The organism is Cupriavidus sp. 30B13, from assembly GCF_049059565.2.
Lineage (GTDB): Bacteria > Pseudomonadota > Gammaproteobacteria > Burkholderiales > Burkholderiaceae > Cupriavidus.
Genome location: NZ_CP188224.1, coordinates 1,584,441 through 1,609,963, shown reverse-complemented (window position 1 = coordinate 1,609,963; position 25,523 = coordinate 1,584,441). Strand labels below are relative to the sequence as shown.

At 69.4% G+C, this 25,523-nt stretch carries 22 protein-coding genes; 10 read left to right on the top strand and 12 right to left on the bottom strand.

All coding sequences use genetic code 11. The features are described 5' to 3' along the window. Nucleotides 1–897, top strand: coding sequence for a succinate--CoA ligase subunit alpha (sucD, locus tag ACKI2N_RS26215; RefSeq protein WP_420991734.1), 897 nt, complete (start codon nt 1–3; stop codon nt 895–897). Nucleotides 898–1,000: 103 nt separating this feature from the next. On the opposite strand, the gene ACKI2N_RS26210 is transcribed toward sucD, so the two are convergent. Both ACKI2N_RS26210 and ACKI2N_RS26205 read right to left on the bottom strand, forming a co-directional pair. Then, nucleotides 1,001–1,720, bottom strand: coding sequence for a GntR family transcriptional regulator (locus ACKI2N_RS26210; protein ID WP_420991732.1), 720 nt, complete (start codon nt 1,718–1,720; stop codon nt 1,001–1,003). A gap of 224 nt (nt 1,721–1,944) precedes the next feature. Next, nucleotides 1,945–2,919 (bottom strand): 2-dehydropantoate 2-reductase, encoded by a 975-nt coding sequence (locus ACKI2N_RS26205; RefSeq protein ID WP_420991731.1) that lies wholly within the window; start codon nt 2,917–2,919, stop codon nt 1,945–1,947. Nucleotides 2,920–3,212: 293 nt separating this feature from the next. On the opposite strand from ACKI2N_RS26205, the gene ACKI2N_RS26200 reads away from it, so the two are divergent. Continuing rightward, entirely contained in the window at nt 3,213–4,832 is a 1,620-nt protein-coding gene (locus tag ACKI2N_RS26200) for a glucan biosynthesis protein (protein WP_420991730.1), read from the top strand. A 134-nt stretch (nt 4,833–4,966) separates the two neighbouring features. Then, a complete protein-coding gene (locus ACKI2N_RS26195; protein ID WP_420991728.1) occupies nt 4,967–5,644 on the top strand; it encodes a GntR family transcriptional regulator in 678 nt (225 codons plus the stop codon). 64 nt (nt 5,645–5,708) lie between these two features. Here the strand turns inward: ACKI2N_RS26195 and ACKI2N_RS26190 are convergent, their stop codons facing one another. After that, nucleotides 5,709–6,641, bottom strand: a complete 933-nt coding sequence (locus ACKI2N_RS26190; RefSeq protein WP_420991727.1) for an AraC family transcriptional regulator — start codon at nt 6,639–6,641, stop codon at nt 5,709–5,711. Nucleotides 6,642–6,735: 94 nt separating this feature from the next. On the opposite strand from ACKI2N_RS26190, the gene ACKI2N_RS26185 reads away from it, so the two are divergent. Next, a complete protein-coding gene (locus ACKI2N_RS26185) occupies nt 6,736–7,725 on the top strand; it encodes an oxidoreductase (RefSeq protein WP_420991726.1) in 990 nt (329 codons plus the stop codon). Between the two features lie 311 nt (nt 7,726–8,036). On the opposite strand, the gene ACKI2N_RS26180 is transcribed toward ACKI2N_RS26185, so the two are convergent. Both ACKI2N_RS26180 and ACKI2N_RS26175 read right to left on the bottom strand, forming a co-directional pair. After that, a complete protein-coding gene (locus ACKI2N_RS26180) occupies nt 8,037–8,222 on the bottom strand; it encodes a hypothetical protein (RefSeq protein WP_420991725.1) in 186 nt (61 codons plus the stop codon). Between the two features lie 157 nt (nt 8,223–8,379). Further along, on the bottom strand, nt 8,380–9,366 hold the full coding sequence (locus ACKI2N_RS26175; RefSeq protein ID WP_420991724.1) for an MBL fold metallo-hydrolase: 987 nt from the start codon (nt 9,364–9,366) through the stop codon (nt 8,380–8,382). A gap of 219 nt (nt 9,367–9,585) precedes the next feature. Here ACKI2N_RS26175 and ACKI2N_RS26170 point away from each other — a divergent pair, with 219 nt between their 5' ends. The 4 genes from ACKI2N_RS26170 to ACKI2N_RS26155 all read left to right on the top strand — a co-directional run bounded on the left by ACKI2N_RS26170 (nt 9,586) and on the right by ACKI2N_RS26155 (nt 14,273). Continuing rightward, nucleotides 9,586–10,509, top strand: a complete 924-nt coding sequence (locus ACKI2N_RS26170) for a LysR substrate-binding domain-containing protein (RefSeq protein ID WP_420991722.1) — start codon at nt 9,586–9,588, stop codon at nt 10,507–10,509. A gap of 160 nt (nt 10,510–10,669) precedes the next feature. After that, nucleotides 10,670–11,602, top strand: coding sequence for a LysR family transcriptional regulator (locus tag ACKI2N_RS26165; RefSeq protein ID WP_420991721.1), 933 nt, complete (start codon nt 10,670–10,672; stop codon nt 11,600–11,602). A 133-nt stretch (nt 11,603–11,735) separates the two neighbouring features. Further along, nucleotides 11,736–12,788 carry a succinylglutamate desuccinylase/aspartoacylase family protein gene (locus ACKI2N_RS26160; protein ID WP_420991720.1) on the top strand — a complete coding sequence of 351 codons (1,053 nt, stop codon included), beginning with the start codon at nt 11,736–11,738 and terminating at the stop codon, nt 12,786–12,788. A gap of 102 nt (nt 12,789–12,890) precedes the next feature. Continuing rightward, on the top strand, nt 12,891–14,273 hold the full coding sequence (locus tag ACKI2N_RS26155; protein ID WP_420991719.1) for an MFS transporter: 1,383 nt from the start codon (nt 12,891–12,893) through the stop codon (nt 14,271–14,273). A 113-nt stretch (nt 14,274–14,386) separates the two neighbouring features. Here the strand turns inward: ACKI2N_RS26155 and ACKI2N_RS26150 are convergent, their stop codons facing one another. The 7 genes from ACKI2N_RS26150 to ACKI2N_RS26120 all read right to left on the bottom strand — a co-directional run bounded on the left by ACKI2N_RS26150 (nt 14,387) and on the right by ACKI2N_RS26120 (nt 22,486). Further along, entirely contained in the window at nt 14,387–15,961 is a 1,575-nt protein-coding gene (locus tag ACKI2N_RS26150) for a methyl-accepting chemotaxis protein (RefSeq protein ID WP_420991718.1), read from the bottom strand. A gap of 501 nt (nt 15,962–16,462) precedes the next feature. Next, the gene (locus tag ACKI2N_RS26145; protein WP_420991717.1) at nt 16,463–17,356 is read right to left on the bottom strand and encodes a LysR family transcriptional regulator; all 894 of its coding nucleotides are present in this window, start codon (nt 17,354–17,356) and stop codon (nt 16,463–16,465) included. A gap of 104 nt (nt 17,357–17,460) precedes the next feature. Then, nucleotides 17,461–18,234 carry an enoyl-CoA hydratase gene (locus ACKI2N_RS26140; protein ID WP_420991716.1) on the bottom strand — a complete coding sequence of 258 codons (774 nt, stop codon included), beginning with the start codon at nt 18,232–18,234 and terminating at the stop codon, nt 17,461–17,463. A 26-nt stretch (nt 18,235–18,260) separates the two neighbouring features. Further along, nucleotides 18,261–19,451 (bottom strand): CaiB/BaiF CoA transferase family protein, encoded by a 1,191-nt coding sequence (locus ACKI2N_RS26135; RefSeq protein WP_420991715.1) that lies wholly within the window; start codon nt 19,449–19,451, stop codon nt 18,261–18,263. Next, complete coding sequence (locus ACKI2N_RS26130; RefSeq protein ID WP_420991714.1) at nt 19,448–20,404, bottom strand: Bug family tripartite tricarboxylate transporter substrate binding protein; 957 nt, start codon at nt 20,402–20,404, stop codon at nt 19,448–19,450. Before ACKI2N_RS26130 ends, ACKI2N_RS26135 begins: the two co-directional genes overlap by 4 nt. Before the next feature lie 129 nt (nt 20,405–20,533). Further along, the gene (locus tag ACKI2N_RS26125; protein ID WP_420991713.1) at nt 20,534–21,487 is read right to left on the bottom strand and encodes a helix-turn-helix transcriptional regulator; all 954 of its coding nucleotides are present in this window, start codon (nt 21,485–21,487) and stop codon (nt 20,534–20,536) included. A gap of 6 nt (nt 21,488–21,493) precedes the next feature. Beyond that, nucleotides 21,494–22,486, bottom strand: a complete 993-nt coding sequence (locus ACKI2N_RS26120) for a tripartite tricarboxylate transporter substrate-binding protein (protein ID WP_420991712.1) — start codon at nt 22,484–22,486, stop codon at nt 21,494–21,496. 356 nt (nt 22,487–22,842) lie between these two features. On the opposite strand from ACKI2N_RS26120, the gene ACKI2N_RS26115 reads away from it, so the two are divergent. Next, nucleotides 22,843–23,682: a sulfurtransferase gene (locus ACKI2N_RS26115; RefSeq protein ID WP_420991711.1), complete on the top strand. Its 840-nt coding sequence runs from the start codon at nt 22,843–22,845 to the stop codon at nt 23,680–23,682. Beyond that, nucleotides 23,679–25,523 carry an FAD-dependent oxidoreductase gene (locus tag ACKI2N_RS26110; protein ID WP_420991710.1) on the top strand — a complete coding sequence of 615 codons (1,845 nt, stop codon included), beginning with the start codon at nt 23,679–23,681 and terminating at the stop codon, nt 25,521–25,523. Before ACKI2N_RS26115 ends, ACKI2N_RS26110 begins: the two co-directional genes overlap by 4 nt.

Genomic DNA, 25,523 nt, shown 5'->3' with positions numbered 1-25,523 from the left:
ATGGCCGTACTGATCGATCGAGACACCAGGGTGATCTGCCAGGGCTTCACCGGCGCGCAGGGCACCTTCCATTCCGGACAGGCCGCGGCCTACGGCACGCGCATGGTCGGCGGCGTGACGCCCGGCAAGGGCGGCGAGACCCATCTCGGCCTGCCGGTGTTCGACACCGTGGCCGCGGCCGTGGAGCGCACCGGCGCCGACGCCTCGGTCATCTACGTGCCGCCGCCGTTCGCCGCCGACGCCATCCTGGAGGCGGCGGATGCGGGCGTCGGCCTGATCGTCTGCATCACCGAAGGCATCCCGGTCATCGACATGGTGCGCGTCAAGCGCGCGCTGTCAGGCTCCGGCAGCCGGCTGGTGGGCCCCAACTGCCCCGGCGTCATCACCCCCGGCCAGTGCAAGATCGGCATCATGCCGGGCCACATCCACCGCCCGGGCAAGATCGGCGTGGTATCGCGCTCCGGCACGCTGACCTACGAGGCCGTGGCGCAGACCACCGCCGCCGGGCTGGGCCAGAGCACCTGCATCGGCATCGGCGGCGACCCGGTCAACGGCACCAGCTTCATCGACTGCCTGGAGATGTTCCTGGCCGACGACGACACCGAAGGCATCATCATGATCGGCGAGATCGGCGGCTCGGCCGAGGAAGATGCCGCCCGCTTCCTGCAGGACGTGCGCAGCGGCGGGCGCCGGGGTGCGCGCCTCAAGCCGGTGGTGGGCTTCATCGCCGGCACCACCGCCCCGCCCGGCCGCCGCATGGGGCATGCGGGCGCGATCATCTCGGGCGGCACGGGCACGGCCGATGCCAAGATCGACGCCATGCGCGCGGCCGGCATCCGCGTGGCGCGCTCGCCGGCGGAGCTGGGCAAGACGATGGCGGAAGCCATGGGGGCGTAGTACGGCGGCATGCAGGCAAGACGGGCGCGGGAGCTTGCAAGGCTCCCGCGCCCGCTTCGTCATTGCCGGCGCTCCGGCTGGCCGGAACGCAGCAGGCAGTCTTTCAGTCCAGGAAGTCGCAATGCTTCTCGACGTAGTCCGCCAGGTCGAGCGAATGCTGGCGCGCCAGCTTCTCGGCCAGTTCGGTGTCGCGCTTTTCCAGTGCCTCGATGATGCGCAGGTGGTCGACGATGGAACGCGAGGCCCGGTCGCTCTGCGAGATCGTCATCTTCCGGATGGCGCGCACGTGGACGAAGATATTCTTGATCGAGTCCATGATGACCTGCGACTTCGACAACTGCACGATGGCCTGGTGGAAGGCAATGTTCGCGTCGGAGTACTCCTCGATATGCTCGGCCGGCGTGGCATCGCGGAAGCTGTCGAACATATGGCGCAGCGTGGCGATTTCCTCGTCGGTGGCATGCAACGTGGCCAGGCGCGCGGCCATGCTTTCCAGCGCGGCCCAGACCTGGATCATCTCCACGATCTCGCGCTTGGTCTTGCGCATGATGTAGATGCCGCGCCGCGGCACGGTGCGCAGGAAGCCCTCCTGCTCGAGCAGCGTCATGGCCTCGCGGATCGGCGTGCGGCTTACGCCGAGCGCCTCGCTCAGGACGCGCTCGTCGAGCCGGATTTCCTCGTCGGACTGGTAGATGTCGGCGTCGGCGATGGCCTGGCGCAGCATGGCGTAGGCCTGGTCGCGCAGGCTGGCGCCGGCATTGATGGGCTGGAGGGACAGGGTCAGCCCGGCGGGCTGTTCGGCGGATTGGCTTTGCGCAGACATGGAAGGGCTCATATTGATACCAGCACCGCCGGCGCCCGCGAAGCGGCGCCGGCGGCTTGCCGCCTAGCTTACCAAAAGCCGCCTTGCATGCGCGGAATGCATAGAAAAATGCACAATTGGCATAAATTCAGCCACATTCGGACGGCGGCCGTTACTGGCGTATATGGTATATCACATAATCGCTGCCGTCCGCATGGCCCTCGTCCCCGTGTCGGCGGGCGATGCTAGGCCGCCTGCGCCATGCGCTCGCGCTGCTTGATCAGGCCGAGCACGGCATCGACCATCGGCGTCGGCCGGCCCACCAGCCGCCCCATTTCCTGCACCACCGTCAGCAAGGGGTCGATTTCCATGGCGCGCCCCGCTTCCAGGTCCTGCAGCATGGACGTCTTGTGCGCCCCCACCGCGCCCGCGCCGTCGATGCGCCGTTCCACGTCCACGCGGAAATGCACGCCGAAGCGCTCGGCGATGTCCTTGGCCTCCAGCATCATGGCGCGCGACAAGGCGCGCGTGGCCGGATCGGCGGTGATGATGTCCAGCGTGGCATGCGTCAGCGCGCTGATCGGGTTGAAGCACAGGTTGCCCCACAGCTTGAGCCAGATCTCGTCGCGGATATTGTCGCGGATGGGAGCCTCCAGGCCAGCCGAGACCATCATCTCGCTCAAGTGAGCCACCCGCGCCGACTTGCTGCCGTCCGGCTCGCCGAGCGGGAATTTCTTGCCATAGACATGGCGGATCACGCCGGGCTCGACGATTTCCGCGGCCGGGTACAGCACGCAGCCGATGGCGCGCTCCGGCCCGAAGCCGTGCCACTGGCGCCCGCCCGGGTCCACGCTCTGCAGCGTGGTGCCGGCCAGCGCGCCGCCATGCCGGTGGAAGTACCAGTACGGAATGCCGTTGACGCCGGTCACGATCGCCGTGCCGGGGCCGAGCAAAGGCTGCATGAGGTCGACCACAGCGGGCACCGAGTGCGCCTTCAGCGTGATGAACACATAATCCTGGGGCCCCAGTTCGGCCGGATCGCTGGTGCAGCGGACCCGCGCCACGCGCTCCTCGCCGTCGATCTGCAGGCGCAGGCCATCGGCCTTCATGGCGGCAAGGTGCGGCCCCCGCGCCACCAGGCTGACATCCGCGCCGGCCAGCGCAAGCTGTGCGCCGAGATACCCGCCGATCGCGCCGGCGCCATAGATACAGATTTTCATGCTGTCGTCTCCCGCTGCCTTGAATGGATTTTTTGATATATCACATACTACATTCCACAAAGCAGGAGTCAACCTCAATCCGCTCGGCATCGGCCGCCCGGATATCAGCTACGGCGAACGGCCGCATCCGGGCCAGCCGGCCTGTTCGGAACGCATCGCATCGCGCGCGACGAAAGCCCTGGCACGATGCTTTTGCATCACTTCAAGCGGCCGTTGCCCGAACTTTCCCCTTTCCCTGGCGTCTTCTAGAGTTCTGCCCACCGGAGCACCACGCCCAGGACACCCCGCTCTCGATGACGAATCGCCGCACCCTGCTCGTTTCCGCCACTGCCAGCGCCGCGCTCGCGGCGCTCGGCATCACGCCGTCCGCCCTGGCCGCCAGCCGGATCAAGCTGGGCGACGCCCGCCCCTTCGGCTTCGATACCTTGATCGCGCAGGCCCGCGCCATGGCGGGCAAGCCCTATGCGCCGCCCGCCACGGCGCCGGCCGACATCCTGGACCGGATCGACTACGAAGCCCATGGCAAGATCCGCTTCAGGCCGGACGAAGCCCTCTTCGCGGACGGTCCGGGCCAGTTTCCGGTGACGTTCTTCCATCTCGGCACCTTCTTCCGCAAGCCCGTGCGCATGCACGTGATCGACAGCGTCCGCGGCGCGCCGGCCGCGCGCGAGATCGTCTATGACGAGTCGTACTTCGACATGCCGCCCGACAGCCCCGCCCACAAGCTGCCGCGCGGCAGCGGCTTTGCCGGCTTCCGCCTCCAGGAAAGCCGCCTGCGCGACCAGAAGAAGCTGGACTGGAAGCAGAACGACTGGGTCGCCTTCCTCGGCGCCTCGTACTTCCGCGCCATCGGCGAGCTCTACCAGTACGGCCTGTCCGCGCGCGGCATCGCCATCGACGTGGCCGAGCCCGGCAAGCCCGAGGAATTCCCCGCCTTCACGCACCTCTTCTTCGAGCCGCCGGCGGGCAACGCGGATACCGTCAAGATCTACGCCCTGCTCGACGGGCCCAGCGTGGCCGGCGCCTACCGCTTCGTCATGCAGCGCGGCAAGGGCGTGCTGATGGACGTCGACTGCGCGCTGTTCCTGCGCAGGGACGTGGCGCGCCTGGGCCTGGCGCCGCTGACCTCGATGTGCTGGTTCTCCGAAGCCATCAAGGGCACCGCCGTGGACTGGCGCCCCGAGGTGCACGACTCCGATGGCCTGGCGCTCTGGAACGGCGCCGGCGAGCATATCTGGCGCCCGCTCAACAATCCGCCGCGCACCACGGCCTCCAGCTTCGGCGACGACAATCCGCGCGGCTTCGGCCTGCTGCAGCGCGACCGCGATTTCGACCACTATAAGGACGGCGTGCATTATGAGCGGCGCCCCAGCCTGTGGGTGGAGCCGCTCGACGGCTGGGGACAGGGCGCGGTGCAACTGGTGGAGATTCCCACCGACGACGAGATCCACGACAACATCGTCGCCATGTGGGTGCCCAGGGCACCCGCCCGCGCCGGCAGCGATTTCCGCCTGCGCTACCGCCTGCACTGGCTGGCGGACGAGCCTTACCCCACGCCGCTGGCGCGCTGCGTGGCCACCCGCCTGGGCAACGGCGGCCAGCCCGGCCAGCCGCGCCCGCAGGGCGTGCGCAAGTTCATGGTGGAGTTCAAGGGCGCCCCGCTCGAAAAGCTGCCCTCCGGCACCCGGCCCGAAGCCGTGCTGACCAGCTCGCGCGGCACCTTCTCCCGCGTCTTCGCCGAGGCGGTGCCCGACGGCGTGGCCGGGCACTGGCGCGCGCAGTTCGACCTGAGCGTCGACGGCAAGGACCCGGTCGACATGCGCCTGTTCCTGCGGCTGGACGGCAAACCCTTGTCGGAAACCTGGCTCTACCAGTACCACCCGTTCAGTTCGCCCGCCGGCATCGGCACCTGAGCCCGCGCAGCGGCGGCGGCATTGTCCTGCCACGCCGTGGCGGACACCGGAGCGGGTATCATGGCGGCGGCATCCGCATGCCGCGCTGCCCATGACGAACCCCACGGCCCCGGCCGTTCCCGCTTCCTGCCGAGATGATTTCCGCCGATCCCGCCGCGCCCGGCCCCGACGCTTCGCTGCCCCGCGCCGAGCGCGCCTACCAGCACCTGCGCAATGCCATCCAGGCCGGGCAACTGCCGCCCGGCACGCGCCTGCGCGAAGTGGAGCTGGCCGCCACGCTCGGGCTGTCGCGCACGCCGGTGCGCGAAGCGCTGTCGCGGCTGGAATCCGAGGGGCTGGTCGTCAACGAGCCCAACCGCGGCATGATGGTGACCCAGCTCGACGCCAGCATGGTCAGCGAGCTGTACGTCATGCGCGAGATGCTCGAAGGCACCGCCGCGGCGCTGGCCGCGCGCCATGCCACCGACGTGGAAATCTCGCTGCTGCGCGATATCGTGCAGCGCGACCTCGCCATCGCCGAGAACCCCGACAGGCTCGCCGCCAACAACCGGCTCTTCCACGAGACGCTGCACCGCTGCGCGCACAACCGCTACCTGCTCAAGACCCTGCGCTCGCTGCACGAATCGATGGCCTTGCTGGGCCGCACCACGCTGGCCCTGCCCGGGCGCGCGCAGGTCTCTTACCAGGATCACGCCGCCTTGGTGGACGCGCTCGAGCAGCGCAATCCGGCGCAGGCCGAGCAGATCATGCGGCGGCACATCCAGCAGGCCTACAAGGCGCGGCTGTCGATGTGGATCGAGGAACAGGCCTGAGCCGCGCGGCGGCCCGCGCCAGGCCCGGCGCGCGCAGCGCGCCCGGGCGCCCTTCCGCCTTCCTTCAGCCCGCTTTCCCCGCGCGCCGGTAATGGCGCGGGGAATCGCCGGTCACGCGCTTGAACGCATTGCTGAAGGCGCTTTCGGATGCGTAGCCGAAGCGCGCCGCGAGCACGGCGATCGGCGTGCTTTCGTCGCGCAGCGCGCGCCGGGCCAGCCGCATGCGCCATTCGGTCAGCCAAGTCAGCGGCGCCGTGCCGGCGACCGCCTTGAAGTGCGTGGCAAACGCGGTGCGGGACATGGCCGCCGCGCCGGCCAGCTCCTCCAGCCGCCATGCGCGGCCGGGCTCGCCATGCATCAGTTGCAGGACCGGCGCGAGCCGGCGGTCGCCGATGGCACGCAGCCAGCCGCCGTCGAGATCGGCGGTGGTATCCAGGTGCACGCGCAGCATCTGCACGAACATCAGTTGCGCCAGGTAGGCCGACGCGAGACGGTTGCCGGGACGCTCCGCCTCCTGCTCCCGCACCATCTGGCCAAGCAGCCATTGCAGCACCGCCGCCTGCGGTGACGCGGCCCGGATATGGACCAGCGGCGGCAGCGCGTCGGCCAGCCAGGCGCCGTTGACCGGGTCCAGGCGCACATGCCCGCCGATCTGCACGCAGTCGTTGCCGTCGCCGAGCTTCGCCGTCTTGCTGGCGCTGCCGGTGAAGAGGGCGGCCGCGCTGAGCGGCTCCAGGTCCAGGTCGCTGGCCAGCACGAAGGCGCGCTGGCCCGACAGCAGGAAAACGTCCCCCTGCTCCGCCCGCACCGGCTCGGCCACGCCGTCGATGCGCAGCCAGCAGCCGCCCTTGAGCAAGGCAAAGAACTTGAGCTTGTCGGGCTGGGGGAAGCGGATCGCCCACGCCCCGCCCGCGCAGAAGCCGCCGGCCACGGCGGGCTGCGCGTCGGCGAGCTTGAGAATGTCGGAAAGCAGGTCGGCCATCATTTCTGAACGCACACGAAAGTATTCGGGATTCTAGAGCATTCATCGTCCAGGCCGCCGCGCCTACACTGGCCCCGCACCCCCAATCCCCGAAAGGACAAAGGACACCATGCTCACCGAACAACAACCCATCGGCTCCGGCTTCGGCCCGGCCTCCACCGCCAGCGAAGTCATCGCCGGCATCGACCTCTCGGGCAAGACCGCGATCGTGACCGGCGGCTATTCCGGGCTCGGCCGCGAAACCGCGCGCGTGCTGCGCGCGGCCGGCGCGCGCGTCCTCGTTCCCGCCCGCGACGTGGAGCGGGCGCGGACGGCGCTGTCCGGCATCGACGCCGAAGTGGAACCGATGGACCTGCTGGACCCGGCCTCGATCGACGCATTCGCCGCGCGTTTCCTCGCCGCCGGCCAGCCGCTGCACATCCTGGTCAACAGCGCCGGCATCATGGCCGTGCCGGCGCTGACCCGCGACGCGCGCGGCTACGAATGCCAGTTCGCCACCAACCACCTCGGCCACTTCCAGCTCGCCTCCCGGCTGCTGCCGGCGCTGCGCCAGGCCGGCGGCGCGCGCGTGGTGTCGGTCTCCTCGCTCGGCCACCGCTATTCGCCGGTGGTGTTCGACGACCCGAATTTCGAGCGCCGCCCCTACGATCCATGGTCGGCCTACGGCCAGTCGAAGACCGCCAACATCCTGTTCGCGGTGGCGCTGGACGCGCGCGGCCGCGGCGACGGCATCCGCGCCTTTTCCCTGCATCCGGGCGCCATCGTCGACACCGGGCTGGGCAAATACCTCTCGCGTGAACAACTGGTCGCCGCCGGCGTCCTCGACGCAAGCGGCAACCCGATACGCGATCCGTCCCGGCAATTGAAAACCGTGGAGCAAGGCGCGGCCACCAGCGTCTGGTGCGCGACCAGCCCGCGGCTCGACGGCATGGGCGGCGTCTATTGCGAGAACGTCGAAGTGGCGGCGCTCATGGCAGAACAGCCGCAGCGCATGGAAATGCGCGACGCCATGCGGCTCACCGGCGTGATGCCCTACGCGGTCGACCCGGCCGCGGCTGAGCGCCTGTGGGCACTCAGCGAAGACCTCCTGGGCCATTGAGCGGCGGCGTCCAGGCATAAAAAAACCGGCCAAAAGCGCTGCGCTCCCTGGAGCGACGCGTTGGCCGGTCTTGCCGCGCGGAACACCCGCGCCGGGTCCGACGATGCCGATGCCCGCGCCCGCGCCGATGCGTGCCTCGGCACGATCTGCAAAGCTGCGGCCGCATGGCCGTCAAACCGATACTGCGAAGAACTACGAACTGCAAAGGCGACTATCGACTATCGACTACCGACAGATCGCAAACGACAGACTTCAGACTACCGAGTACAGCAACAGCGCTGAACTCCTGATGACAGTTGCGACTGCCGCGATCAGCCGTTGGCGTAGGCGATCTTTGCCTTGCGTGCCTGGCTTTGCAGACGGCCGAAGACGCGCTGCACGGCGGCGATGGCGCTCTTCACGTCGTCGATGAAGGCCGGGCTGCGCGGGCCGAGTTCGCGTTCGATCAGCTCGCGTTCGAGTTGGTCGGTCATCTTGATATCGGATTGCTTGGTCATGATTCACTCCTTAAGGGATAACCCGCATCGGGTTTTCCCTAATTGTAGCAAAAGGAATGTCGCAACGCAGCATTAGGTGATAGTACGTATGTGGGAAAGCAACGATGTGCTCGTTTCCAGACTTTTCATCATCCCCACGGCCGACAATCCGTACCTGCTACTCCCTGAGCGCCACGCTGTAAGGCGCCGGCACCCAGCTGAAGCCGCTCTGCTCCGCCCGCACATGGCCTATTCCCGGGAACGACAGGTGGGCCCCGCCGACCATGAAGCCCTCCCGGGCGGCGTCGGCAAGGATGCGGTGCCGCGTCGCGGCGGCGCCGGCGCGGTCGACGTCGTAGTCGATGGTGATGCCGGGATCCCGGAACTGCGCTTCGCTGGCGTGGATGATGTCGCCCCAGAGCAGCAGCCGTTGACCCTGGCTTTCGATGAAATAGCCGTTCATGCCGGGCGTATGGCCGTACAACGGCACCGAGCGTATCCCCGGAAACAACTGAGTGGCGCCATCGAACGTGCGCAGCCGGCCCGCCGCCACATAGGGGTCCACGGTCTGGTGGGACTGGCGGAAGGTCGTGCGGGCCGCCGCGGGGGCCCGGGCTTCGGCTTCCGCGCTGAGCCACAGGGCCGGATCGCGCTGGTCCACATGGACCACGGCATTCGGAAATACCCGCTGTCCGCCGATGCTGAGGCCGCCGGAGTGGTCGCCGTGGATGTGGGTGAGCAGGATGTCGTCGATATCGCCGAGGTCATAGCCGGCCGCGCGGAGATTCTCGGCGAGGCGGCCCGTCAGCGGCCCGAACAGTTCGCCCGCGCCGGTGTCGACGAGAATGCGCCGCTGGCCGGTATCGATCAGGAAGCAGTTGACGGAAATCTCTACCGGCAAGGCCTGGTGGCTGGCCGCGAACGCCTCGCGCACCGCTTGCGGCTTGCTCATGATGGCCGACACGTCGCGCGGCGCGGTGCCGTCGGACAGCACGGTGACGCGAAACGCCCCGAGCGCAAAGCGGTAGAAGCCGGGAGCCTGGCGTGCCACCCAGCGGGTGCTGTCCGCTTTGTCCGGCGAACTGGCCGCGCCCGCGTGGCCGGGACCGGCGGCGAGGACGGACAGGGAAGCGGTGGCAAGGAGCAGGAAGCGGGGAATATGCATGGCTGGTCTCATTCGGGGTTGGGCGGCGGCCTTTTCGTCAGTGCCGCCAGGGCTGATATTGGTGCTAGATCAGCGATAAATGAAACGATAGCCTCGGCGGCGAGGCGCGATAAGGCGTCTTTCTCGACAATGATTGTGCTACCCATGGCATAATCGCCGTCCGCATCGTCCCGTCCCCATCGTCCCGCCCCGCCTCGCCTTGCGCACACCGAGACCGCCATGCCGCCCGACATGAACGACACCCTGGTCTTTCTCAAGGTCGTGGAAGCGGGCAGCTTCACCGCCGCCGCGAACGCGCTGAACCTGCCCAAGACCACGGTCAGCCGCAAGCTGCGCGAGCTTGAGCAGCGGCTGAGCGCCCAGCTCCTGCACCGGACCACGCGCCGCCTCGGCCTCACGGAGGCCGGCACGCTCTACTACGAATCCTGCCGCGCCATTCCCGCCATGCTGGCGAACGCCGATGCCGCGGTAGGCCAGTTGCATGGCGCGCCGCGCGGCACGCTGCGCATCACGGCGTCTTATTCGCTGGCGGTCAGCCTGCTCGGCCCCCTGCTGGCGGAATTCCGCGCCGAATACCCCAGCGTGCACATCGACCTGGTGCTCAGCCACCGCACGCTCGACCTCGTCGGCGAGGAAATCGACCTTGCCTTGCGCATGGGGGACCTGCCGGATTCATCGATGGCCGCGCGGCGCCTCGCGACCTTTCCGAACCGCGTCTACGCCAGCCCTGCCTATCTCGCGCGGCATGGCGCACCGGCCCATCCCGACGCGCTGCGCGACCACGCGGCGCTGTCCACGCGCGTGGCCCGGCGCGCCGGCGGCCATGCCTGGCCGATGCGCCGCGCGGACGCGGCCGAAAAACCGGTCGACTACCCGATCCGCCCCGTGATCGAGGCCGATGATCCGGAAGCGCTGAAGGTCCCGCTGTTCGATGGCGCGGGCCTGATGATGGCAACCGACCTGATCATGGCGCGGCATGCCGGACAAGGCCTGGTGGTACCCGTGCTGCCGGGCTGGCTCGGGCGTTGCCCAGACCTGCACGCCGTGTTTCCGCGCGGGCGCATGCAGCCGCCGAAGCTGCGCGCGTTCATCGACTTCCTCGTGCCGCGTCTCGAGCAGGCGGCCGCCGGCGGGCGGCGCTGAGCGCAGCGCCCGCGCGGCGGCATGCGGGCCGGGCCGCGTATTCCGGCGCGCGACCCGTCCGCCTTTTCGCCGCCCGTGCTTTGTGGCATGTTTGCCGTGGCCCACCGGCCACCACCAGACCAACCAGACCAACCAGACCAGATCGACAGCGGGTGACTTCGTGGAACTACGACATTTGCGCTATTTCATCGCCGTGGCCGAGCATGAGAGCATTCGCGTGGCGGCGGAACATGTCCACGTCACCCAGCCCGCCATCTCGCGCCAGATCCACGACCTGGAGGAAGAGCTCGGCTTCGCGCTGTTCGAGCGCACGCCGCGCGGCCTCAAGCTGACCGCCGCCGGCCAGGCCTATCTGCGCGATGCGCGCGCGGCGCTCAACCAGCTCGACGTGGCCGCGCGCGGCGCCCAGCGCATATCGGCAGGCGTGCAAGGCTACCTGCGCCTGGGCTTTGTCGAAAACAGCGGATGGGACGGCATCGTGCCGAACGTCTTTCGGCGCTTCCAGGAAGAGGTGCCCGACGTGCGCATCGAACTGGTGCCGATGAACACACCCCAGCAACTCGACGAGATCCGCGCGGGCACGCTCGACGGCGGCTTCGTCTACCAGTACGGGCCGCTTGCCGAACCGCTCTGCACGCTGCCGCTGACGACGAACGACGTGATGCTGGCCGCGCCGTTCGCCTGGCCCCTGCCAGCTCACGCAACCGCCCTCGCCCGGCAGGAGCCGCCCCGCGTGGCGTTGCGCCAGATCGCGGACTGGCCGTTCGTCACCTTCCCCCGCGCGACGTATCCGCTCTACTACGACCGGCTGATCGGCGCCTGCCAGGCGTGCGGGATCACGCTCAACGTCGTGCAGGAAGTCTCGACCGAGGCCGCCATGCTTTCACTGGTCTGCGCCGGCGTCGGCGCGGCCATCGTCAACTCGGCCAATCTCGGCCGCCCGCCCGCCCTGTGCCGCTTCGCCTCGTTCACGGATCTCTCCATTCCCATGCCGCTTGTGTTCGCGTGCAGGACCGACGCGCCCGAGCCAGCCCTTGCGCGCTTCATCCAGACCGTCGAAGCGATGCGGCTGGCCGGCGCCGCGCCCGGCTGATGCCTGCAAGGCATCGCCTCCGCCAAAAAACGGCATTTGTCGTCGACCGCCGCGGTCATCAATATGACATGCAGACGCGGCCTCCCCCCACACGCCAGCCGGCCGCGCGCGACCCTCTCACCGGAGACAAGGCATGCCAGGCCGACAGAACGACCCGACCAATCCGACCGACCTAACCCCTACCAGGAAAACACTGATCTCCACGGAGATCGACTACGAGCGCGAGGGTTTCCAGACCGGCGTGCTGCGCATTCCGTACTCGCATGACCGTTCCGCCTATGGCCACATCCCCGCGCCGGTCGCGGTGCTCAAGCAGGGCGCGGGGCCGACGGTGCTGCTGACCGGAGGCAACCACGGCGACGAATACGAAGGCCCGCTGGCGCTGATGAAGCTGCTGCAGCGCATGCCCACGATGCAGATCCAGGGCCGCCTGATCGTGATCCCGGCGCTTAACTTTCCGGCGTTCCTGAACGGCTCGCGCACCTCGCCGATCGACCGCGGCAACCTCAACCGGATGTTCCCCGGCGACCGCAACGGCTCGGTCACGGCAATGATCGCGCACTACGTGGACAGCGAGCTCTTTCCGCGCGCCGACGTGGTGCTCGACCTGCACGCCGGCGGCGCGTCGTTCAACCACATGCCCACGCTGCTGGCCGCGCTGCCGTCCGACCCCGCGCGGCGCGCCGAGTACCTGAAGCTGGTCGATGCGTTCGCGGCGCCCCACACCATGATCATGGACCTGCTCGGCGAAGACCGGACCTACGGCGCGGCGGCCGAGCGCCACGGCACCTTGTTCCTGTGCGGCGAATTCGGCGGCTTCGGCAGCTGCAACGTGGAAGGCCTGGCCATCGTCGAGCAAGGGCTGCGCCGCGTGCTCCATGCCACCGGACTGACGCGCGGCGACAGCCCGCCGCCGCCGCGCCACGACACGCGCTTCATCGCCGTGGAAGGTACCCGGCACTACCTGTTCGCGCCGCGCCACGGCGTATTCGAACCTTGCTTCACGCTTGGGCAGCAGGTGGCGGCCGGCGAACTGGCCGGACGGCTGTTCGATCCCCACGCCCCGTGGGAGCGCCCGCGCGAGCTGCATTTCGGCGCCGCCGGCATGGTGGTCTGCGCGCGCAGCTTCGCCGGCGTCGCGCCTGGCGACTGCATCGCCCTGCTGGCCTCCCCCGCCACGCTGTAGCTTCCGCTGCGGCATCCCGCTACGACACGACAGCCCCGCCGGGACTGGCGCGCCTTGCCTGAAGCGCGCCGGCCCGCCCTCCGCCTATCCGAGGAAACCGTCATGCACTCCGCCCCCGAAGCCGCGCCTGCCCCGCAAGCGGGCACGCCCCGCGCCGAAACGCCGGCGATCGAAGACACCGGCCCCGCGTTCTCGCATGGATACATCGTATTCATGTTCTTCGTCTGCTTCGCCTTCTCCTATATCGACCGCCAGGTCGTCAGCATCCTGGTACAGCCGCTCAAGGCATCCCTGCTGCTCAGCGACACCCAGATCGGGCTCCTGCAAGGCGCGACGTTCACGCTCTGCTACGCCACCGCCGGCGTGTTCGTGGCCCGGCTGGTCGACCGTTCCAACCGCGTGCGCCTGAGCGCCGCCTGCGTGGCCATCTGGGCCATCTCCACGGCCATGTGCGGCACCGCCGGCAGCTTTGGCGAACTGCTGGTGTGGCGCGCCGGCACGGCCATCGCCGAGGCCGCGCTCAGCCCGGCGGCCCTGTCCATCTTCAGCGACATGTTTCCCCCGCGCAAGGTAACGCGTGCCAGCAGCGTGTTCATGCTGGGCCCCTATATCGGCGGCGGCGTCGCCCTGCTCGGCGGCGGCGCGCTGCTGGGCTGGATGGACCAGCCCGTGATGGCCGGCTGGCTGGCCAGGCAAGGCTTGCAGCCCTGGCAAGTGGTCTTCTTCCTGGTCGGACTGCCTGGCCTGGCGCTCGCCGCGCTGGTCCTGGCAACGATCCGCGAGCCGGCGCGGCGCGGGCTGCCGGCCGCGCAGGGCGCCGGCGAAACGGCGCCCCCCATCGGCGAAGTCCTGCGCGAGCTGTTCGTGCGCAACCGCTTCTGCCTGCCCTATTTCTTCGGCTATGTCGCGCTCATCCTGCTGTTCTATTCCCACGCCGCGTGGTTCCCGACCCTGCTGATCCGCCGGTTCGGCCTGGCCGCCAGCGAGGTCGGCAAGCTGACCGGCCCGGTCTACATGATCGGCGGCATGGCGGGCGTCATCAGCGCGAGCCTGTTCGTGGGCAAGGTGAACGACCGCGATGCGCTGCGCAAGGTGCTGCGCATCGCCTGCGGCGCAGCCGCCTTGCTGGTGCCGGCCGCCTGCGCGGCGCCGCTCGCGCCGGCGCTGCCACTGTCGCTGGCGCTGTACGGCCTGTGTGCCTATGCCGCCAGCATCGTCATGGCGCTGGCGCCGGTGCCGCTGCAGATCGCCATCCCCAACCGCATGCGTGGCCGCGCGGTGGCCCTGCTGGTGTTCCTGACCAATGCCATCAGCGGTGGACTGGGACCGTTCGCGGTAGGTGCCATCAACGAATGGCTGGGCCAGCCGAAAGCCGGGCTGGCCATCGCCCTGGCCATTGTCGGCACCACGGCCGCGGCAGCCAGCGCGCTGCTGTATTTCGTCGCCGCCAGGCGGGCCGGCGCCGGCATCCAGGGAGCGCGCTGATGCCAGCCCGCAAGCCCTGCCGACCAGGCCGGGCGCCCCTGGCCGGGAGGCGCGGCAGGCATGCGCGGCCGGGGCAACCGGCCCATGCGGCCCGCGCGGGAAGTCCGCCTCCCTCAGGCCCGCAACGAAGGCTCGCCGGAGACCGCAGGCAGCCGGAACGACGCCACCGACTGCCTCAGCACGCGCGCCTGCTCTTCCAGCGCCTGGGCCGCCGCCGTCGCCTGCTCGACCAGCGCTGCGTTCTGCTGCGTGACCTGGTCCATCTGCGTGACGGCCTGGCCGATCTGTTCGATGCCGGAACTCTGCTCGTCCGAGGCCGAGCTGATCTCGCCCATGAGAGTGGTCACGCCGCGCACGGCGGCAAGCACTTCGTCCATGGTGGCGCCGGCCTGGTCCGCCTGCCGGGCGCCGTTCTCCACGCGGCCCACGGTGTCGCCGATCAGTTGCGCGATCTCCTTGGCCGCGGTCGTGGTGCGCTGGGAGAGCGTGCGGACCTCGCCCGCCACCACGGCGAATCCGCGCCCTTCTTCGCCGGCGCGCGCCGCTTCGACAGCCGCGTTGAGCGCGAGGATGTTGGTCTGGAAGGCGATGCCTTCGATCACGCCGGTGATGTCGGCGATCTTCTTCGAGGCGGCGTCGATCTCGCCCATGGTCCGCACCACCAGCCGCACCGCCTCGCCGCCGCGGCCGGCGACGTCGGACGCCTGCGCTGCCAGCGCGTTGCCCTGCCGTGCGTTGTCGGCGTTCTGCTTCACGATGGCGGTCAGTTGCTCCATGCTCGACGCGGTTTCCTCCAGGGCGCCGGCCTGTTCCTCGGTGCGCTGCGACAGGTCGAGATTGCCGGCCGCGATCTCCTGGGTCGCGCCGGCAATGGTCTCGCTGCCGTCGCGCATGGTCTGGATGGCCTTGACGAGGCCGCGCTGCATGTCCTGCAGGCCGCGCGCGAGCGCGCCGATCTCGTCGCGGCTGGTGGCCACGACCGCCTCGGTCAGGTTGCCGCGCGCGATCTCGCCGAAATGCCCCAGCATGCGCGCCAGCGGCACCGATATCGCCCGGTGCAGCCCGAAGGCGCAGGCCAGCGCCGTCAGGATGCCGGCACCGATGGCCACGGCCACCAGCCACAGGAACTGCCGCGACCGTGCCAGCGCGCCTTCATAAGTGGCCCGGGCCTGCTCGCCCTGGTTCTTGTCGAGCGCTTCCACGGCGGCCGTCAGCGCCACGAACAGCGGCGGAATCACGCTCATGACCGCCTTGTCGGCGGCGGCGCCATCGCCGGCGCGCAGCGCAGCGACCAGCGGATCGACGCCGTCGCGGAAGAACGTGGCGCGCCGGGCCTCGACTTCGCGCATCAGCCGCTCCTCGTCGCCGCTCATCGGCAAGGCCCGGTAGCGTTTCCAGGCATCCTCCGACCTGGCGCGGTAGGACAAGGCCCGCTCGACGATGGCGGGCACGTCGGCGGCCTCGGGATGCAGCACCGCCCGGTCGAGCGTCGTGCGCACCACGGCCGAGTTCAGGTGGGCCTTGGCCAGCAACGAGGTGGATGCCAGCTGGTTCTCGTAGATCTGCCGGATATCGGCCTCGGACTTGCGCATGCCGACCACGCCGGTCAGCCCGATCGCCGACAGCAGCACGGCGAGCAGCAACAAGACCGCGTTCAGGCGAAAGCGGATGGAGAGATTATTAAACATGTCGGTGACGATTTGAATTTACGTGCCACGGTTTACGTCACCGGCCATAAAACCTAAAGCGGGATTCTCACCCTGCCGCAAGATAATCGTTATCCGCGGCCCTGATCGTCCCGAATATTTCTTTTTCAAGTACGCCTCATGACGATTTACTGACAGCGGGCAAGAAAACCGGCGATGAAGCCGGGAATTAAGCCTTTGCTGCGTAAATCCGCGCCCCAAAAGGGCCGCAAGGAAGCATGCGGCCCACGCGGCACATTTCGACAAAATAAGCAGGCTTATTTTCCACGGGGAAACTCTCTCTTTTCTCTCTTATTAGCATGCCGGGACCAGGCGGATCGAATTCCCGCCGGCAGGAAAGACAGGCCGCTGCCCGCTACCGCCGCCCGGCATTTATCATCTTCGCCCGGGAAAATGCGCCACCTGGATGGATATCCGGCAAATCAAATGACCGGCAGCCACGTCCCGCGCGCTTGCGCCGGGGCCAGGCCGGACGGCCGCCGCCTATGCCGGCGCGATCGCTTCTTTCAGCAGCGCGATCAGCGCCTCGGCCGCCGTCGACGGGCGCGCGTTCCAGCGCCGGATCAGCGAGATCGGATGGCTGTAGTCGGCCGCGGGCAGCAAGACCGAGGCAAGCCCGATGTCCGCCACGAAGTTCATCACATAGCTGGGCAGCACCGCCACGCCGACGCCGGCCTTCACCATCCCCAGCACCGAAAGCACGGTGCCCACCTCGATCACCGACACGTAGGCCAGCCCTTTCTGCGCATATACGCGGTCGACGGTGCGGCGCACGCTGAAGGACGGATGCATGGAAACGTGCGGATAGCCGCTGAGCTTGTCCCAGGAGACGCGCGATTTCTTCGCCAGCGCGTGGTCCCTGGCGCAAATGGCGTACATGGACTCGTCGTAGAGCCGCTCGATGGCGAGCTTGGGGTGCGTCTGTTCGATAGAAACAAGGCCGAAGTCCGCCTTGCCGTTGACCACGTAGTCGATGGTCTCGTCGGTGGAGAGTTCGTGCAGCCCGATGCGCACGCCGGGATGCGCCGCATGGAAGCGGCTGACGGGGCCGGTCAGCAGGCCCTGCGTCATCATCGGCGAGGCGGCCACGCGCACCTCGCCCTCCTCCAGGCTCAGGAGGCCGTTCAGGCTGCGCTCGGCCGCGTCCATGGTGCCGAGGATCTCGCACGCATAGCCGTAGAGGTGGTCGGCCAGCATGGTGGGCTCCACCTTGCGCGTCGAGCGCTCGAACAGACGGTGCCCGACCTTGGCCTCCATTTCCTGGCAGAGCTTGCTGACCGCGGACTGCGTCATGTGCACCGCTTCGGACGCGGCGCTGAAGCTGCGCAGCTCATACACCACGCGAAAAACGCGGAATTCCCGGATCGTCAGATTCATGTTGGCGCGGCCGTGTGCGAGAAGCGCCGGATGGCACCCCGTGCCGGACCGCCGCCAGGGGCGCCGGCCGGCGCCCCGATCTTACAAGAGATCCCCGCGCGGGCTCACGCCGGGCGCTTGCGGTCGAGGAAGCGCTGCATGTACTGGTCCGGCTCGGCGCCCGCATAGACCGCGCCGAACATGGCGATGCTGTCCTTCAGGCCCCGCTCGATCGCCGGGTTCTCCCAGCCGCGCAGCAGCGCCTTCTGCGCGCGCACGGCGGCCGGGCCGCATTCGAGGATTTCGCCCACCGCGTGCGCGATGGCGGCGTCGAGCGCGTCGGGCCCGGCGAGCTCGTTGACGAAGCCCCACGCATGCGCCCTGGCCGCGTCGATGGCGGCGCCGGACAGCAGCAGCCAGCGCGTATTGCCTTCGCCGATCAGGCGGGGCAGCAGGTTGGCATGGATCACCGAGGGAATGCCGATGCGCACCTCGGGCATGGAAAAGTGTGCCGCCGTCGAGGCCACGCGGATGTCGCACGCCGCCGCCAGCTCCATGCCGCCGCCCATGCACCAGCCGGCCAGGCGGGCGAAGGTCGGCACGGGAAAGTCGCGCACCGCCTCGCACAGGTCGTGCAGGCGCGTGATGAAGGCCACCGCGGTATCCGGATCGAGCCGGGCCAGTTCCTTGATGTTGGCGCCGCCGATGAAGGCCTTGTCGCCGCTGCCGCGCATCACCAGCGCGCGGACCTGCGGGTCCCGGGCCAGCGTGCGCAGCACGCGGGTCAGTTCGACGATGGTGTCGGAGTCGAGGATATTGAGCGACGTGCCGTTGGCGATCTGGATCGTGGCGACGCCCTGCCCGGACATGGCGAGCGTGGCATGGTGAAGAGTCTGCATGAGGAGGTTCCGGACGATGGTTGAGTTCAGTGGCCGGTGTGGCCGTTGCGGGGCGATGCGGCCTGCGCGGTGACTTCGGCCGTGGCTTCCGCGTCGGCCTGCGCGCCCAGCGCCGGCGCCGGCGCGCCGCGCCCGGCGGGCGCCGCGGGCGAGCGGAAACGCGCGGCGATGCGGCGTTCCGCGCCGTCTTCCTCGAAGAAGCCGACGGCGCGCAGGTGCGGTTCGTTCAGCAGGTCTTCGACGCGGTTGACCGGGCAGCACGGGATGTCGGCCTGCGCCAGCAGCGCCAGCCAGGCCGCGCTGGTGCGGGTGGCGAGCACCTCGGCCAGGTAGCCGTAGATGGCGTCGTAGTTCTCGGCGCGCGCGGCGGCGCTCTGGAAGCGCGCGTCGGCGTCGAACGCGGCGAGGTCGCCGATGGCCGCGAAGAACGCGCGCCAGTGCTTGTCGTTGTAGACCACCACGGCGATATGGCCGTCCAGCGTCCGGTAGGGGCGCCGGTGCGGCGTCAGCAGCCGGCTGTAGCCCATCGGGCCGGCCTGCGGCCGGAAGCTCGCGCCGCCGAGGTGGTCGCCCAGCACGAAGGCGGCCATGGTCTCGAACATCGAGATCTTCACGGATTCGCCCTGGCCGGTCTGGCGGCGGCGGTAGAGCGCGGCCAGCGTGGCGTGCGCCGCGGTCAGCCCGGTGACGCGGTCGGCGATCAGGGTCGGCACGTACGTCGGCGCGCCGCCCGACTGGCGCGCGAACAGCTCGGCCAGGCCGGTCTGCGCCTGGATGATGTCGTCGTACGCGGCGCGGCCCGCGTAAGGACCGTCCGCTCCATAGCCGCTCAGTTCGACGTGGATGACGCCCGCATGGATGCGGCGCACGGCGGCTTCGTCCAGGCCCAGCCGGCGCATTGCCTGCGGCCGCACGTTGTGGATGAAGACGTCGAAGTCCGGCAGCATGCGGCGCAGCGCGTCCTGGTCCGCCGCCTGCTTGAGGTCGAGCACCAGCGAGCGCTTGCCCTGGTTGGCGTGCAGGAACATGGCGCCCATGCCCGGCGCGCGCTTGGCCCCCGCGTGGCGCATCACGTCGCCCTCGGGCGGCTCCACCTTGACCACCTCGGCGCCATAGTCGGCGAGGACCTGGGTGCATACCGGCCCCATGATGACCGAGGTCAGGTCCAGGACGCGCACCCCTGCCAGCGGCGCCGGTTGGCTGAACGGCTGCGTCATTGCTGCTCGACTCCCGCCTTGGCCGCGCGCGTCATCCAGATATCGCGCTGCGCCAGCGCGAACGCGCCGTGCTCGCGGATGCCGCTGGGGCTGGCCACCATGCCCAGGCGGGCCAGCTTCTCCTTCACCTGCGGGTCGGACAAGGCCGCGCCGACTTCCTTGTTCCAGCGCTCGGTCACGCTCGCCGGCGTGCCCGCCGGCGCCGCCAGCCCGACCCAGACCACCAGGTCGAAGTCCTTGTAGCCGGCTTCCGCCATGGTGGGGATATCGGGCAGGTCGGGCGAGCGCCGCGGGCTGGAAATGGCAAGCCCTTTGAGCTTGCCGCCCTTGAGGAAACTCGTCACCACCGAGGTATCCGCCAGCATGTAGTCGATCTGGCTGCCCATCAGGTCGGTGACCGCGGGCGGCTGGCTCTTGTACGGAATGCCGTCGGCGGGTGCGTCCGCCACCATGCTGAAGGTGGCCGCGGCGATCTGCGCCGAACCGCTGCCATAGCCGTAGCGCAGATGGTCCTTGCGGGCGTGCGCGGAGAGCTCCTTCGCGCTCTTGTAAGGCGCGTCCGGCCGGGTCACCAGCACCATCGGGATGGTGGCGATGCGGGTGATGTGGACGAAGTCCTTGATCGGGTCGTAGCCGGGATGGCGGAACAGCGCGCCGATGCCGGAATGGGTCGCGCTGCTGGTCAGCAGCAGCGTATAGCCGTCAGGCGCGGCCTTGGCCACGTAGGCCGAGCCGATGATGCCGCTGGCGCCGGGACGGTTGTCCACCACGATGGTGCCCAGCTTGTCGCGCACCGCTTCGGCGACGATGCGCGCCGCCGTGTCCGACGCGCTGCCCGCGCCGAACGGCACCACGAGCTTCACCGGGCGGCTGGGATAGGCGTCGCCATCCTGGGCGAAAGCGGCATGGGCCAGCGCGGCCGACGCCATCAGCAAGACGGCAAATCTCTTCATCGCATGTCTCCTCATCGTCGTTCTGTTTTGATGGGGAGCATCCTATGCGCAGCGCGCCGCGCGTCACAAGCGAATGGTTTTCATAAACTTATCCCGGCCGGGAATGAATGGCGAAGGCAAATGGCCCGCTCACGGCAGCCGGCGCATCCCGGCCGTCTCGTTCTGCACGAACAGCACGGTGTCCCGCAGCGTGGGGCGCAGCGGCGCGGGCGCCTGGCCGATCACGCGGCGGTAGGCCGAGGGCGTCCAGCCCGTGTTGGCGCGCAGGAAGCGCGTGAAATGCGGCGGCGCGCTGAAGCCCAGCTCGTAGCCGACGTCGGTGACGGTGCGCGAGTCATCGAGCAGCAGCGCGAACGCCATCTCCAGCCGGCGCATGTTGTAGAACGCGCGTGGCGGCAAGCCCGTCGCGCGGCGGAACAGCGTGAAGAAATGCCGCTCCGAGATCTCGTACGACCGCGCGATCTCGCGCACCTCGCGGAACGCGTTCATCTCGCCGAACAGCAGGGTATTGGCTTTTTCCGCCAGCGCGCGCTCCACCTGGTCGGCGGCCATCCAGGGCGCCGCCAGCACGGCGCCCGGCGCATCGTCCAGCGCGGCGGCGGCGATGGGCCCGAACAGGCTGCGTATGCCCTCTTCCAGCCCGCCCGGCCCGGGCTGGGCCGCGGTCAGCTCGGACAGCAGCTGTCGGGCTTCGTCGCGCAGCCGGCGGCCCAGCGGCACGACGGCGTTGTGCTTCGCGCCGGGACGGAAGCGGGCCGACGCCAGCCCGGCGGCATCGACCAGCGCGTCCGATGCCTTGATCAGGATGGAGCCCGGCGTGCCGTCCGGCGCGGGCCGCCCCTCGCGCGGAATGGCGTAGGTCTGGCGCGGGCGGATGAGGATGGCCTCGAACGCATCGAGGCGGTGCAGCCCTTCGTCGATGCGCACGTACAGCGGCTGCGCATCGACGTTGACCAGCGCCTGCTCGCAATCGCGCGCGTGATCGGCGAACTCGACGTCCGAGGCGAGCAGCGACACCCGGCCGAAAGGGCCGCCGTAATACCGCAGATGCGGCGAGGGCTGCTGGGACTGCGCGTGCTGCATGAAAGGTCAGTCCGGCTCGGTGGTGATGTGCTTTTCCTTCGCCAGCCGCGCCCACACCGCTTTCTCCGCGCGCACGGTGCGGCCCAGCTGGCCGCTGCTGGTGTCGGGGATTTCCGCGCCCCACTGCGCGACCGTGTCGCGCACCGCCGGTTCGTTCGATACCGCCGCAATGTGCTCCGACAGCCTGGCGAGGACAGCCGGCGGCACGCCCCTGGGCGCGAACAGGGCGATCCACGAAGCGATGTTCGGCATGCCGGGCACGCCGCTCTCGGCCAGCGTGGGGACCTCGGCCATGACCTTGCTGCGCGCGGTGGTGCTGACGGCCAGCGCTTCGAGCCGGCCACTGCGGATCTGCGGCAGCGCGGTCACCAGCGAGATGATGGCGATATCCACGTCGCCGCCCAGCACGGCCTGCAACTGGCGCGCGCCGGTGGCATAGGGCACGTGGACCATGTCGATGCCGCTGTTGGTCTTGATCAGTTCGCCGAGGAAATGCATGCCGGTGCCGATGCCCGGCGACGCATAGTTGAGCGTGCCCGGCGCGGCGCGCGCGGCAGCGAGGAAATTCCGGAAGCTGTTGAACCGCCCGGACCTGGCGACGATCACGTAGGGCGTCATCACGATCTGCCCGACCGGCTGCAGTTCGTTCTCGGGATCCACATTGCCGGGATGCGAGGCCCACGAGGTGGTGATCGACGTGCCGGTGGCCAGCAGCGTATAGCCGTCCCTGGGCGCGCCGCGCACCTGGCGCGCGGCGATCTCGCCGCCGGCGCCGGCGCGCACCTCCAGCACCACCGGCTGCTTCAGGCGCTTGGCAAGCTCCTGCCCGTACAAATGGGGAGAATTGGCGGGAAAACCGTCGCCCCACGGCATGAGAATGCGGATGGGTTTTTCCGGATAATCGGCGGCAATGGAGGGGGCGGCCCAGACGATCGCCGCCGCGGCGGCGCCGGCGGCCCAGAGGGCGCGCCAGATTCTGAAACTCCGGATGTGGTTCAAGATGACTCCTGCAAAATCTTTCTCGCCGTCAGCGAAAGCGAGCGAAAGGCGAAGCCATTCTAGCGGCCCTGTTTGCGGCCAACTTACCCTGGAATGCATGGCTTAGATCGATTTCATCGTTGGATATAACCGGATGCCATGGATCCGTTCTTCCCGCTCAAAACAGGAATTTGGTTATTACAAAACCAGATATAACGGCCTCGCCATACGTCCTCCGACAAGCCGCCGATACGCTCCCCACCCATCTCGCATATTTCACGCCCCCGCCCCCTGAAACCGGCAGTGCAGCCACGGGTAATGCCGCAAGATCGGCACCGTCCGACAATGCCGTCACCTGTTCCTCCCATGCCGTGGATATGACGATCATCGACGCACCAACCACCACCCCGCTGGTCCAGGCGGAAGACCTTCTGGCCCGGCCCGCCGCCAACCGCCTGTACGTGGACGTCCGCCTGGGCGACCCCGACAAGGAGCTGGCGAGCTACCGCGACTGCCACATCTTCGGCGCCGTGCACGCGCAGATCCGCGCCGTGTTCGCGGCGGCGCCGACCGCGGCCAGCGGCAACCTGCCGTTGCCCGACATCGCGGTGCTGCAAGGCACGCTCGAAGGCTGGGGCGTGGACGAGCACACCGAGATCATTCTCTACGGCCCCAGCCCGGCCGTGGCCGCGCGCGGATGGTGGGTGCTGCGCTGGGCCGGCCTGACCCGCGTGCGGCTGCTGGACGGCGGGCTCAAGGCATGGAGCGCCGCGGGCGGCGCCGTGGCGCGCGGCGACGCCGCCCCTCGCCCGGCCACGCCGCCGGGCACGCTAGCCCTCGCCGCGGGACACATGCCGTCGATCGAGGCCGCGGAAGTCGAGCACCTCGGCCACGCGGTGGCGCTGGTCGATGCCCGCGACGAAGCCGCCTACCTCGCCGGCCACATCGGGCGCGCGCGCAACCTGCCCGCCGCCGCGCAATGGACACCCGCCGGCAAGCTGCGCTCGCGCGCAGCCCTGGCCCGCCTCTATGCCGAGGCCGGCATCGCGCCGGGCAGCGACGCAGTGGTCTATTGCGGCGGCGGCGTACTGTCGGCGCTCACAGCCATGACGATGGCCGAGGCCGGCATCGCCGCCCGCCTGTACGTGGGCTCGTGGTCGGAATGGAGCAAGAGTCCGCAGCGGCTCGCCCGTGCCGCCACAGGGAGCGCCGCATGACCGCCAGCACCCGGCACCATCCCCGCGCGCCCGAACCGGTCGACGTGGCGATCTGCGGCGGCGGCCCGGTGGGCCTCGCGCTGGCCTACCTGCTCGGCCGCGAAGGGATCCGCACCGCGCTGTTCGAAAAGCGCCCGCACACCACCACCCTGCCCAAGGGACAGTACGTGCATGCGTCCACCGCGGAACTCTATCGCCAGTGGGGCGTATGGCAGTTGCTCGAAAACGCGGGCTGGCCGGTCGAAACCTCGAACGGCCAGGGCTTCTACGTCCGCGTGGCGCACGGCCCGGTCGCCGAGGTGCGCTCGGCCACCGGCAGCGATGCGGAATACGAGCAGAAATGGAGCGCGCTTTCGCCGGTCTTCCCGCGCAAGATTCCCGCCGCCGACTACGAAGCGGCGCTCCTGCGCCAGGCCTCGGCGTGGCCAGGCGTCACGCTCGACTTCGGCACCCAGGTGATCGATGTGGCCGAGGCGAGCGAAGAAGCGGACGAAGCAGCAAACGAAGAAGCGGGCGGCGAATCGCACGGGCACGTCCGCCTGCGCGTGCGCGACAACCGCGGCGGCGCCACGCGCGAAGTCCGCGCGCGCTTCCTGGTCGCCTGCGACGGCGCGCGCAGCTTCGTGCGCAGCCGGCTTGGCGGCGGCGAGGACCACGGGCCCACCTTCGGCAACCAGGTGCTCACCGAATTCCGCGCGCCGCTCGACGATACGCTCGGGCGCGGCGGCTTCTTCCACTCGTTCATCCTCGATCCGCGCTATGCCGGCTGGTTCGGCAGCAAGCATCCCGACACCGGCCTGTGGCGCTACAGCTTCCGCCACGACGAGGACGAACTGCCCGAGCCTGCCGCCGTGCTCGCGCGCATGCGCGGCGCGCTGGGCATGCCGGAGCTGCCCATCGAGATCGTCGACACCTACCGCTTCGACTACACCACCGGCCTGCTGCGGCGCTGGCGGCAAGGCAACGTGTTCTTCGCCGGCGACGCGGCGCACTGGCATTCGCCGTGGGGCGGCTTCGGCGCCAATATCGGCGTGCAGGACGCCAACAACCTCGCATGGAAGCTCGCGCTCGTGCTGCGCGGCGGCGCCGCGCCCGCGCTGCTCGACACCTACGAGGCCGAGCGCAAGCCCAAGGCGCAACTGGCCGTCAAGGCAGCCACCTACAACTCGCTCAATTTCCAGGCGCTGGTCGCCGCGGTGACGACCGGCGAGCCGGAGATCGCCACCGCCGGCACGCTGAGCGGCCCGGCGCTCGCCTTCCTGCGCGACTGCGTCGAGGCGCACGGCCGCAACAGCGTGCTCCACACCGGCTTCCAGCTCGGCACCACCTATGACTCGGCGGCCGTGGTGCGCGATGGCGCGGCCGCCCCGCCGGCCAGCCTGGCGGACTACGAGGAAAGCACCGTGCCGGGCGTGCGCGCGCCGCACGTCTGGCTGCGCGGCCGCGACGGCAAGGTGCTGTCGACCGTGGACCTGTGGGGACCGTCGTTCTCGCTGGTAGTCCGGCACGACGCCGCGGCCTGGGCCGCGGCCGCCGCGCAGGCCGGCGCCGAACTGGGCCTCGCGCTGAAGGTCATCGACACCGGCCCGGACGGCGACTACCTTGCCGACGAGCCGAAATTCGGCCGGCTCTACGCGCTGCACGACGGCGGCGCGCTGCTGGTACGCCCCGACGGCTTCGTCGCGCGGCGGCTCGCGCCGCAGGCGGCCACGCATGCGCAGGTGCTGCGCGAGACCTTCCGGCGGATTCTCGGCGCCGGCGGCCGCGCACCGCGGCGGGGGCCCGCCGGCGCATGGCGGGCTGGGCGGGAAGCTGGCCAGGAAACAGCCACCCCTCTCTGA